10 protein-coding genes and 1 pseudogene are annotated in these 12,361 nt (G+C 27.0%); 3 read left to right on the top strand and 8 right to left on the bottom strand.

Features of this window, described 5'->3' with window-relative positions; translation table 11 throughout:
- Positions 1 to 794: 794 nt before the first annotated feature.
- The 4 genes from JJC03_RS18675 to JJC03_RS05405 all read right to left on the bottom strand — a co-directional run bounded on the left by JJC03_RS18675 (position 795) and on the right by JJC03_RS05405 (position 7,306).
- Complete coding sequence (locus JJC03_RS18675) at positions 795 to 1,112, bottom strand: hypothetical protein (RefSeq protein WP_309597754.1); 318 nt, start codon at positions 1,110 to 1,112, stop codon at positions 795 to 797.
- A 137-nt stretch (positions 1,113 to 1,249) separates the two neighbouring features.
- On the bottom strand, positions 1,250 to 5,176 hold the full coding sequence (gene cas9 / locus JJC03_RS05415) for a type II CRISPR RNA-guided endonuclease Cas9 (protein WP_309597753.1): 3,927 nt from the start codon (positions 5,174 to 5,176) through the stop codon (positions 1,250 to 1,252).
- A gap of 154 nt (positions 5,177 to 5,330) precedes the next feature.
- Positions 5,331 to 6,824: a GH3 family acyl-acid amido synthetase gene (locus JJC03_RS05410; protein WP_235874148.1), complete on the bottom strand. Its 1,494-nt coding sequence runs from the start codon at positions 6,822 to 6,824 to the stop codon at positions 5,331 to 5,333.
- On the bottom strand, positions 6,824 to 7,306 hold the full coding sequence (locus JJC03_RS05405) for a peptidase (protein ID WP_088400394.1): 483 nt from the start codon (positions 7,304 to 7,306) through the stop codon (positions 6,824 to 6,826). Before JJC03_RS05405 ends, JJC03_RS05410 begins: the two co-directional genes overlap by 1 nt.
- A 149-nt stretch (positions 7,307 to 7,455) precedes the next feature.
- Between JJC03_RS05405 and tatA the strand changes: the two genes are divergently transcribed.
- The 3 genes from tatA to JJC03_RS17415 are packed head-to-tail and all read left to right on the top strand — an operon-like array spanning position 7,456 to position 8,114.
- On the top strand, positions 7,456 to 7,632 hold the full coding sequence (gene tatA, locus JJC03_RS05400) for a twin-arginine translocase TatA/TatE family subunit (RefSeq protein ID WP_088400396.1): 177 nt from the start codon (positions 7,456 to 7,458) through the stop codon (positions 7,630 to 7,632).
- A 21-nt stretch (positions 7,633 to 7,653) separates the two neighbouring features.
- On the top strand, positions 7,654 to 7,911 hold the full coding sequence (locus JJC03_RS17420) for an Lrp/AsnC family transcriptional regulator (RefSeq protein WP_258932333.1): 258 nt from the start codon (positions 7,654 to 7,656) through the stop codon (positions 7,909 to 7,911).
- A gap of 5 nt (positions 7,912 to 7,916) precedes the next feature.
- Positions 7,917 to 8,114, top strand: coding sequence for an Lrp/AsnC ligand binding domain-containing protein (locus tag JJC03_RS17415; RefSeq protein WP_258932331.1), 198 nt, complete (start codon positions 7,917 to 7,919; stop codon positions 8,112 to 8,114).
- Between the two features lies 1 nt (position 8,115).
- Here JJC03_RS17415 and argH read toward each other — a convergent pair.
- The 4 genes and pseudogenes from argH to JJC03_RS05375 form a co-directional block, all read right to left on the bottom strand.
- Positions 8,116 to 9,418 (bottom strand): annotated as a pseudogene (gene argH, locus JJC03_RS05390) (argininosuccinate lyase).
- A gap of 76 nt (positions 9,419 to 9,494) precedes the next feature.
- A complete protein-coding gene (locus JJC03_RS05385; RefSeq protein ID WP_235874147.1) occupies positions 9,495 to 10,580 on the bottom strand; it encodes a M20 family metallo-hydrolase in 1,086 nt (361 codons plus the stop codon).
- Between the two features lie 3 nt (positions 10,581 to 10,583).
- On the bottom strand, positions 10,584 to 11,357 hold the full coding sequence (argB, locus tag JJC03_RS05380) for an acetylglutamate kinase (RefSeq protein ID WP_103715247.1): 774 nt from the start codon (positions 11,355 to 11,357) through the stop codon (positions 10,584 to 10,586).
- Between the two features lie 3 nt (positions 11,358 to 11,360).
- Positions 11,361 to 12,308 carry an N-acetylornithine carbamoyltransferase gene (locus JJC03_RS05375; protein ID WP_088445273.1) on the bottom strand — a complete coding sequence of 316 codons (948 nt, stop codon included), beginning with the start codon at positions 12,306 to 12,308 and terminating at the stop codon, positions 11,361 to 11,363.
- Between the last annotated feature and the right edge of the window lie 53 nt (positions 12,309 to 12,361).

Raw genomic sequence — 12,361 nt, 5'->3', positions numbered from 1 at the left:
AATTAGACCTTAATTACACCTTGTGTTTTATTATTTTTTATTTATTTTATTTTCTAACATTTTCATAATAATTAAATATTTACCAACATAATTTATTAATTCTTATCAATATTAAGGTTTTATTGTTTTTTTAGCTTTTTAGATAATGTTTTTTTAGGAGGAGGATAAACTAACAATAAGAAAAGACAACCTTGTTAGGTTTTTTTATTTTGCTTTTTTATTGTTTTTTCTTATTTTTGTAGGAAATTACATGTGTTATTATGATTTTTTTAACAGATATTACAGTTGTAAATTGCTTTCAAATTTTTGTACCTTTGTGATATATCACAACTCGAAACCCTTTTAATCAGTTTTTTTATTTGTTGTGAATTGCTTTCAAATCTTGATATTTTCATAATGAATTATAATCTCTGTTAAGAGAGGAAATTGAAAATCAAAATACTTTTGATGTTTTTTAAAAAGTACAATTAAATTGGTTAATGAAGTTTTTTATTTTTTGGATAAGAACTTGATTGACCATTTTTTTGTTAATATTCTTTTTACGATTACTCTATTTTATCAAAAAACACTATTGTCTAAACTTTATTTCATCTTTTTATGAAATATTTAATATAATAAACATAACAGAAACAAAGGGTTTATAATTGATAATAAATATGGTTCGTATGTTTTTTTAATAAATTTTTAATTATAAAACTAAAGTTTTTATATTAACGGCTAGGACAAACAAAAAAATGTTTGTCCTTTCCTTTACTTTTACAGAGGTTAAACAATATAGATAAAATGTGAGGGCTTTATTTAGTTACTCTTGTTATGGTACCTAATCTATCTAATTTAAGTTTCCAACAGTTAGATTTAATTTGGATTCCTTCTATGGAATTTTCCATTTTATTAGAGGTTGTGAATTCCATTTTATTAATAATAGATGTTGCTACTTCTGCTTTAATAAAAAAGCATTGCTTTCCAGAAGAGCTTACCATTTTATAAATCCTATTAGTTTGTTGTTTTGTTAGATTTTTAAAATCAACAAGATCAGGATTTTCTACTTCTTCTAATGTAGGAACAAATACTAAATCTTGAGGAGATAAAGCAAAAACTAGAGTATTACCCATTTGATTTTTTTCGGAAACTGCTGGCAACCCTTGTTTTAAAGTTTCTAAAACGTCATTAAAGGGAATTGTTTCAAAATAGCGATTATTTTCTTGATCTTTATAAATAGCAAAAAACAGATTAGTTCCTTTTTCTGCTTCTACATATTTATTTTTTTATTTCCTTTAGTTCCTAAAGGAAATTTTACTCCTTCTTCATAAATACGTATTTTATAAATGGGTTTATGAGCAAAACCATCATTATATTGTTCGATAGTAGTGTTTAATTCTTCTATCCCTTCTGGTGAAAAAGCTAACTCAGGAGTTCCTTTATATTCTAAATAGTTTTTAAGTATTTTTTGAATTCCTGTATCTGTAATTTTTTCAATAGATTTTAAATCTACAGTGGTATCTAAAAATTTACGAGTTGCTGTTAAAATTTTTCCTTTTGCTGGTATTTTATAGGACAAATATACTTTTCCTGAAATGGTTTCTTTATGTAATGGTTTACGAATTGCCCAGTTATCTCCTTTAGTCTGTCTTATTTTTACTTTTTTCCCATTTTCATTATACTTTTCGTAATAATTTACTGTTTTGTTTATAATCCTTAAATTTTGTTTAAAGGAAGGAATAATAGATTCTAAAACTTCTTTAGTTTCTTTTGTAAAATCTTTCCAAGGTTTTATAAAAACCCAATTATAATTAGTTTGATCATGATCATTGTATTTTTTTTGACACAACTGTGCTCTTATCTCAAGACGTGATTTTTGAAATATTTCGCGGTAACATTGTTTATCTATTTTAATCTTTTTATTTTTTCCACCTTGTATATTCTGATTGTTCATATAATTAATATGATTACGAGTTATACAAGCTATTATGATTGCATCTAGTGCATGATGACGATGATCTAACTTTTTTTTATGAAATCCTTTTGCATATTGATCAGGTACAATAGGAATCATTTTTTGCTTTTGTTCACTATAAGTGGTAAATAAGTTAGTATTTGTTATACTGTTTAATCTGTCAAAACGATGAAGTAATAAATCGTTCCAAATATCATTAAGTTCCCAATCATTTTTAAGAGCTCTGATCATTTTTCCTGAAACAGATAGTACATTTATTGAGTTTAAACCATTATCTGTACCATCTTGTTTTCTTACTATTTTAGACAATAATTGCATAACATACTTACTTATGTAACGTGTGTCATTTAGTTGTCTTTCCACCATTTCTATAGGAAGCTCTTCTAGTAAAAGAGTTTTTCTTTTGGCTTTATTTTTTGCATAATAGGTATTAACAAAATTTAAATATTGTTCTGGACTTAATAATCTTATTGTTTTACCTTCTTGTAAAGTAATTTCTCTTATTTCATGATTGTTAATAAATTCATATCCTAATTGATTATTTTTTAATCTATTTATTTCTGTTTCGCATATTACTTTATTTGATAAGCTATCATCATAATATTTACTTCTAGGTATAATATGTTCTACTTCATAGTCAGAGGTAAATAGTTTACTTAAAGGAATGATTTGACCTGTATAAGGTGATTTATATTTTTCTTCTAGCCAGTGTACATAATATTGTAGTTGCTTTTTAGTAGGTTGGGCTATATTACTAATTTTAAGTATATCTTCATCTATGTCTATTCCTGAATTTAAAACACTTTCTTCAAATATTTTAAGAATTTCTTGATGCTTAAGAGCGTTAGGTCTGATATTTTCAATTCCTTGATTAAATAACTCTGTAAGAAGTGCTTTTATTCTGGTATTTGTTGATTCGTTTTTTATATTAGTACTTGATAATTTTCTACGTTTATCAATAGGATTTTTTAAGTCTTTTCCTAATTCAATATGTATTTCATTAAAAAAATCTTTTTCTCCTCCTCCTTTTTTTAACCATATATCTCTTACTACTCGAAGGGTTTCTGTTATTACTTGTTCTACAATAGGGTTTCTTAAAGCATGTTGCTTAAAGTTTTTTAGAAAAGTATCTATATCTTGAGGGGACTGCCATTTTTCAATTTCAGTACTTTCATTATGAGTATTATATACTATATATCCCGCTAACCAAAGGGGTAAGTTTTTAAAATCACTTTCTTTTGAAAAATGAATTGTTTTTTCTCTAACTAAAGTAGAAATGGTATTATCTTCTTCCCCATTAATTATAGATTGAATTTTTTGTTTTGTAGCTGTATCAATAGTATCATAATTCCAGTACTTGCCTACTCTCATTAATGGTAATAATTTATTGATTGCTTTTAAAGAATAAATAGCATAATCATTTTTAAAAGGGGGAATTCTTTTAAAACTATTAACAAAAAGCTTACTATCAATATTATTTTTTAGAGCAAATTTTATTAAAGCTTTTTCATATTGTTTTTTGTCTGTTACTGAATAAATAATATGCCAGAGATTATAAAGTTTTTCTTTGCTTAAGAAATTACTTTCAATATTATTAATCCTATCTAGTTTACTTTTTATCAAAAAATAAGTTTCTCCACAGGGATAGCTTTTTGATTCATCTTTTTCATGATCATATACATAATTCCAACGATATTCTTTTATCTTGATTTTAATTTGTTTTGGTTTTAAATCCGGAAATTTTGTTCTTATTAAATATTCTAAAATTCCTTTATGATCAATTTCTTTTTTATTCCATAAGAATTCAAAAAGATCTTCAAAATCTTTCTCATTAGTAAGAAAAAGATCAGTACAATTATCACTAGATAATTTTTCATATATCTTAAGATTTTTTATCCATTGCCATAACCGAAATTCTTGAAATAATGGATGAGATTTAGAAACTGCTGGAATAAATTCTGCAATTTTTTTACCTTCTTTTTTAAATATTCTACTTTCATAAGTACATTTCCCTATGTTATATTTTTGCGTTTTTAGAGGGCGTTGATAGTATAAAATATCATTAATAAATAAGTGGGCAATGTCTTTATTTTTAAGTATACTTTTATATATTTCATTTTTAGGATATAGTTCTTCTATACAAGCCTTATATAGTTTAGAATTATTAAGTTCTTTGTGATATTCTTTTTGTTTAGTAATAATCTGTTGAAGTTCTTCTTTATAAAAACTTCTATCAATGGTTCTTATAAAAGCTCCTTTTATTTTAAGATTTGGATTATTAAGTAAGGCATCATAAATATAAACTCCAAGGGTTTTCCCTGATGCTTGAATTTCATTTTCAGTTTTCTTTTTAAGTAGAGTCCAATCTCCTTCACTAGGAGCTCTAAAACTTCTTTTTTCTTTTCCTTCTCTGTCTTTTTTTATAGAGCCATCTTGATTTAAATCAGTAGTTACAATAAAATCTTTTACTTTTCCTTTCCAGTTAAATAAAGGTATTTTACTTTCTCGTCTATAAGTCCAACCGTTTTCTAAATTAATACTGTACCATATTTTATCATTTCCTTCTTTAGCTTCATCTGGTATAACTTCTATAACTTGTAAAGAATAATATTCTACTTTTTTATTAGGTATATTTTGTTCTTCTTCATCTCTTAATTGATTATATCCTCTTTTTTGATTAAATTGAAGTAATAACCAAGCTAATTCTTGTTTTTCTATTTTTTGATTTAAGGCTTTTTTTCTTAAATAATAAATAGTCCAATCGTATGGAATTTTTTTATTATCAGTATATAATTCAGGATGTTTTTCTTGAAATTCTTTTAGCATTTGAAGAAAAGAATTTTCAAATAAAAATTGATTTTTATTATATGCTAACTTAGGTTCTGTATTAGGTAGAAATTTACCAAAGTGCTTTTGAAAATCAATACTTTGAGCATAATGTTTAGGTAAAAAATCAAGTACATTTAAAACTCTATGTAAACGTTCTCTTCTTAATAAGAATCTTTGTATTAATTTACGTTTACTACGATAATCTGTACGTAGTGCTGTTTGTGTTTCAGTAATAACTCCTGAACCAAATTTATCTAAAATATCTTGGGGCATAGGAATGATCCTACTCCCTGCTGCTATAATTTTGCCTTTTTTATTTTCATAGTCTTTATTTACTAGAGCCCAACCAATAGAATTGGTGCCTATATCTAATCCTAAGTTAAATTTCCTCATTAGTTTATTTATTTATAACAATATTATTATAAAAAATAAACTAAAACTATTTTTTAAGATCGAAAAAATGTATATTCGTATAACAAAATTTGAAAGCAATTCACAATAAGGATTATTCCGTTGTGAAAACATTTAGGTTGCCTCTTGCCTATAATCAGGAGGCTTTTTTATTTAAAAAATCAGCAATCTTACGATCATTACTTAAACGCGGTAGTTTATTTTGCCCTCCTAACTTTCCTATTGACTTCATATAATCTTGAAAACCATTTTTTACAACCTTAGTAATAACAAGGTTTTTTAATACATTACCTGTAATCAAATCATCATAGTAAACATTTTGTTTACGCATAGCTTGATCAATTTTTAGAGCAAAATTTTCGATATCTAAAGGCTCATTTTCAAACTCAATAAACCATTCATGATAAGGTAATCCTTCTGTTGGATTAATTTGAGGTGCTACTGTAAATTCATTTATAGTAATAGTTGAGTCTTTCATGGCTTCTTCTAAAGCAGTTTCAACTTCTTTTCCTATAACATGTTCTCCAAAAGCTGAAATATAATGTTTAATTCTTCCTGTAACTATTATTCTATATGGGTTTAAGGAAGTAAATTGTACTGTATCACCAATATTGTATGCCCATAATCCAGCATTAGTAGATATAATTAAAACGTAATTTATATTAAGCTCTACTTCTCCAATTGTGTAACGACGTGGGTTAGGGTTGAAAAAATCGTCTGCTTTAATAAACTCATAAAAAATTCCTGAATTTAAAAGCAATAACATTCCTTTTTCTTTTTGTGAATCTTGATAAGCAAAAAATCCTTCTGAAGCTGGAAATAATTCTATAGAATCTACTTTACGACCTATTAAGTTTTCAAATTTTGCTCTATAAGGTTCATAATTTACACCTCCATAAATAAATAGGTTAAAATTTTTAAAAATATTACCAACTGGTTTTTTAGCTTTTTGAGAAAGTTTTTCAAAATACATTTGTACCCAAGAAGGAATTCCTGATATAACGGTCATATTTTCATTAATGGTTTCTTCTACAACTGTATTTACTTTCATTTCCCAATCTTCTATGCAATTAGTTTCCCAAGAAGGCATACGATTTTTCTGCAAATATTGAGGTACAAAATGAGCTACAATTCCAGAAAGTCTTCCTAGTTTTATTCCATTTTTTTCTTCTAAAATAGGACTTCCTTGTAAAAAAATCATTTTTCCATTAACAAAATGAGCTTTACCTGTTTCGTGTATATAACTCAAGATAGCATTTCGAGCGGCTTGAATATGAAATGGCATTGATTCTTTAGTTAATGGAATATATTTAGCACCTGAAGTAGTTCCAGATGTTTTAGCAAAATACAATGGTTTTCCTTTCCATAAAATATTAGCTTTCCCATTTATTACTTGATTTATATAAGGGCATAAAGCTTCATAATCACGTATTGGAACTTGTATGGCAAATTCTTGATAATTAGAAATTTTATCAAAATAATGATCTTTACCAAATTGAGTATCTTTAGCTTGTGCTAGTAACTGTTTAAATACTTTTTGTTGCGTTGCAATGGGATTCTGAACCCATTTTTGGGTTTTACGATGAATAATGGAAGCAAAGATTCTCGCTCCTATACTTTTAATAGACATTATTTACTATCTTTTTTTGCTGCTGCTTCTACTTGTTTGCGTAATTCTTTTTCTTCTTGAGAGACTTGCATATCATACTCAGAAGGATCCACATAATCTGAAGCTAAAATAGAATCTTTATTTACTTTAGCGTATTCTAAATCGCCTGTTAATACTTTTTTCACTGATTGGATGTACGCATCATTCTTTTTTATTTCAAAATCTAATGAATCTGATTTTAAACCTAATAGAAGTGCTTTTTCTTTTAATTCAGTAGATGAATATCCTGGTATATATTCTCTTAAAGTGGTAAAGGCAATAATATAGGTGGTGATTGAAATTAAAAAAATAGCTCCAATAGTTAGTAATAAAAAAACATTTAAAATAGTTAATTGAAGAGAAAATTGTTCTTCAAAAGTATCTTCATTTAAGATAATTAAACGTCTTTTTGTTATAATTTTATCAAGAAATTCTTTGCGGTTGAATTTTTTTAGTATCGCCATAAACTCAATTTATACGTATCACAAATATAGGAAATATAGACTTGTAGTTTAGTATATGAATAATAATTCGTTAAAAATTACATTTGAGTTTTTTCTTTATTATCTTTGCATAATAATTTAAATGCAATTTTTGCACAATTTTTAAGAATATGGGAAGATTAGGTCCAACTGAAATTATATTAATAATTGCAGCTTTGTTATTATTATTTGGCGGTAAAAAAATTCCTGAATTAATGAAAGGTTTAGGAAGTGGTTTGAATGAATTCAAAAAAGCTTCTAAGGGAGAAGAAACTGCTACGAAAAAAGAAGAAGAAACAAAAGAGTAAATAATATTGTACTTCCTTTTTATGGATAAAATAGACGCAAAAATTCTGAATATTTTACAACAAGATTGTACACTTTCTGTGAAAGATGTTGCGGCTATGGTTGGACTTTCTTATACTCCTACCTATGAGAGAATTAAGCATCTTGAAGAATCTGGAATTATAAAAAAAAGTGCCGTTATACTTAATCCTTCAAAAGTAGGTATAAAGCTTTTTGCTTATTGCAATATTACTCTAAAAAAACAATCTCGCGAGAATCTAAAAAATTCGAGGAAGAGGTAATGAAAATGCCTGAAATTCTTGAAGTGACGAGTCTTTCAGGCATTTATGATTATATGTTAAAAATAGCAACCACTGATATTGATGCTTATAATAATTTTGTTACAAATAAATTAGCTAATATCCCTAATATAGGTCAATATCATAGCAACATAGTGATGAGTATGGTAAAAAATGAAACAGCTTATTATTTGAAAGAAGATTAAATTATTTTTTTTCTATTTCTGATAAATTCTTTTTTATCATATCATTTTGTAAATTACCGATACTCCCTTCATGAGTATGTTTAAGTATTTTTCTATTGTGAATAAACACATTCTCTTCAACTTGTTTTGAAACAATTTTATAGGCTTCTCTAAATGGAATTCGGATAAAACTAATTCATTAACTGCTTCAACAGTAAATAGGTTTAAATATTTTTCATCTGATAAAATATCTTTTTTAATACTCATATTTTCTAACATTAACTGAAGCATGTCTAAACATTCTTTTAAATTTATAATAGCTGGAAATAAACACTCTTTCGTTAACTGCATATCTCTATGATAACCGGAAGGTAAATTATTAGTTAACAAAGTTAATTCATTAGGTAATGCTTGAATTCTATTACATTTTGCTCTGATTAATTCAAAAATATCTGGATTTTTTTATGGGGCATAATACTACTTCCTGTAGTTAATTCTTTAGGAAAAGAAATAAACCCAAAGTTTTGATTCATATATAAACATACATCCATAGAAAATTTTGTCAGTGTTGATGCTATACTTGATAAAGCAGTAGCGGTAACTTTTTCAATCTTTCCTCTTGTCATTTGTGCATAAACAACATTATAATTCATGGTTTCAAAATCAAGTAATGAGGTTGTAAAGGATCGGTTTAAAGGAAATGAAGATCCATAACCAGCTCCTGAACCTAATGGATTTTTATTTGCCATATAATATGCGGCAAGAATCAGTTCTAAATCATCTGATAGGCTTTCAGCATAAGCTCCAAACCATAACCCAAATGAAGAAGGCATTGCTAACTGAAAATGAGTATATCCTGGTAATAAATCATTTTTATGTTTCTCACTTAAATCAATTAAACTGTTAAATACAATTTCTATTTTTTGAACAATACATTTTATCTCTGATTTTATAAAGATTTTAATATCTAATAATGATTGGTCATTTCTGGAGCGTCCAGCATGGATTTTTTTCCCTACTTCTCCTTTCATTTTTGTTAATAATAACTCTACTTGTGAATGTACATCTTCTATTCCGTCTTCTATAAGAAAGGTTTTATTATGTACCGTTTTTAAAATTTCTTCTAATCCATCATGAGCTTCTTTTAACTCTGTATTATTTAACAATCCTATTTTATGTAACATAGAGGTATGTGCTATAGAACCTTTTATATCTGCTTCTGCTAAATATAAATCCCACACAGTATCTTGCCCTATCGTAAATTGTTCTACCATTTTTTCAATAGTAGTTTTTGTATCTTTATCTGTATTCTGCCAAAGTTTCATAACTATTTTTATTTCTGATAGTTCTACATTTTTTGTAGTTATTTTATTTTTTTAATACTTATTTATAAATAAAGTATTAATTCATAACAATTTCATGATTAGCTTTATTGTATTCTTCAAGCATCGCTATATAAATTTCAATCCCTTTATTTATTTCTTCTATGTAAATATATTCATTAGCTGTATGGGATCTTGCTGAATCACCGGGCCCCATTTTAAATGTAGGAAAACCATTCATAAGTGCTTGATCAGAAGTTGTTGGTGAAGCATAAACTTTTCTACCTAACATAATACCTGTTTGAACCATTGGGTGTTCTTTGGAAACAAAAGAAGGATTTAAACGTGTAGAACGTGGAATAACTTCAGAGGTTACATGTTGTTTTATTATAGTTAATGCTTCTTCATTCGTATATTCATCTGTTGTTCTAACATCTACTGTAAACAGACAAGTTTCAGGAACTACATTGTGTTGAAGGCCTGCATTAATAACAGTTACAGACATTTTTACTTTACCTAACATTTCTGATTGTTTTGGAAATTGAAATGTTTGAAACCATTGAATATCTTTCAATGCTTTATAAATAGCATTTTCTCCTTCATCTCTTGCGGCATGTCCTGATTTTCCATGCGCAATACAATCAATTACAAATAATCCTTTTTCTGCAATTGCTATATTCATTTTAGTAGGTTCACCTACTATACCAAAATGAATTTTACCTAATTCTGGTAAAACTATTTCAATTCCATTATTTCCAGATATTTCTTCTTCAGCTGTAGCAGCATAAATAAGATTAAATTTTAGGTCTTGTCTATCATAAAAATATACAAAACAAGCTGCTAGTGCAACTAAGGAACCTCCTGCATCATTACTTCCTAAACCATATAAAATACCATTTTTTATGTCTGGACTAAAAGGATTTTTTGTATAGTGTTTATTAGGCTTAACTGTATCATGATGTGAATTGAGTAAAATAGTTGGTTTTAAATGATTAAAATATTTATTTTTCACCCAAACATTGTGTAATAATCTATGAGTTGATATTCCTTTATGAATAAAAAATTCATCTAAAATATCCGCTGTATCATTCTCCTCTTTACTAAATGATTGTTTTTTAATTAGTTTTTGCAAAAGTTCTAAGGCTTCTTTTTGTAAATGTTCCATTTGTTATACTATTAAAGTTCCAATAAATGAGTCTCCTAGTTCACTGGCATAATCTGCATGACATATTGCTACCTGTATTGTTTTTAATTGAGTTGCTCTAAAAGCATTTTCTAATTTTGGAAGCATTCCTTTGGATATAATTTGTTTTTGTTTTAAATGATTGTACATGTCTTTATCTAAAACCTTCAGCCATGAGTTATCCTGTTTTGGATCAGTCAATACTCCTAACTTTTCAAAAGAAAATCTTAGATTTACTTCATTGTCTTCTGAGAGAGCTATGGCTATTTCTGTAGCTATAGTATCAGCATTAGTATTCAATAAATTACCCTTTCCATCATGAGTAATAGGACTAATAATGGGGACGAATCCTTTATTAATCAAACTTTTTAAAAATTCTATATTTACATTTTTTATATCACCTACCCAACCATAATCAATGTCTTGATGAGTTCTTTTAACTGACTGAATGATATTTGCATCTACACCGCTTAATCCAATAGCATTACAAGCATAAGATTGTAATTTAGCTACAATCGTTTTATTTACTAATCCAGCATAAATCATGGTTGTTATTTTTAAGGTTTGAACATCAGTAACTCGTCTACCATCAATTATTTTTTGTTGGATATTTAAATTCTCTGCTAAATGGGTTGCTAATTTTCCTCCTCCATGTATGAGTATTTTAGATCCTTTTAGTTTAGCAAAACGGTTAAGAAAATACTTTAATTTAGTATTGTCGTCAATTATGTTACCTCCTATTTTTATGATGTGTATCATATCTTAAAAATTTGTTTCCAGTATTTTTTTTAATACTATTTGTGCTGCATATACTCTATTTTGAGCTTGTTCCAAAATCAAAGAATTTTTACTATCTAAAACTTCATCTGATAATTCTACATTTCTTCTTACTGGTAAACAATGCATGATTTTTGCTGAATTAGTAACATTCAATTTTTGATTTGTTAACATCCAATTTTCTTGAACAGGTAATACTTTACCATAATTTGTATAGGATGACCAATTTTTCACATAGACAAAGTCAGCATCTTGTAATGCTCTTTCTTGATCATATTCTATTCTTGCACCTTTTGTAAATTCTTGACTTAATTCATAATCTTTAGGATGCGTAATTGTTAAATCATAACCACAGGCTAGTGTCCATTCAGCAAATGAATTAGCTACTACTTGTGGAATAGGCTTAATATGAGGAGCCCAAGTCAAAACTATTTTAGGCTTAATTTTATTTTTATGTTCTTGAATGGTCATCATATCAGCGAGACTTTGTAATGGATGTCGTGTAGCTGATTCTAAACTGACTATAGGAACTTTTGCGTACTGAATAAATTGATTAATAATTTTATCTTGATAATCTTCTTCTTTATTTTGAAGGTTTGGAAAACAACGGATCGCTAAAATATCACAATATAATCCCATTACTGTTGCTGCATCCTTTATGTGCTCTATTGTATTACCGTTCATAACTGCTCCTTCTTCGTATTCTAATGCCCAACTATCATTTGTAACATTAAGGAGCATTACTTCCATACCTAAATTTTGAGCTGCTTTTTGTGTGCTCATTCTAGTTCTTAAACTTGAATTAAAAAATAATAATCCAATTGTTTTATTCTTACCTATTGATAATTGTTTTGTATTATCCTTTAATTCAATTGCTTGATTTATTAAGGAAATAGGATCTTTTATATCGTGTATTGATGTAAAATGCTTCATTTTTTTATATTTTAAAATTTGATTTGTTTCTAATCTATTTTAAATATGAAACA

The organism is Flavobacterium oreochromis, from assembly GCF_019565455.1.
Classification (GTDB): domain Bacteria; phylum Bacteroidota; class Bacteroidia; order Flavobacteriales; family Flavobacteriaceae; genus Flavobacterium; species Flavobacterium oreochromis.
The sequence above is the reverse complement of the archived record's forward strand: the minus strand, read 5'-3'. Positions and strand labels throughout refer to the sequence as shown.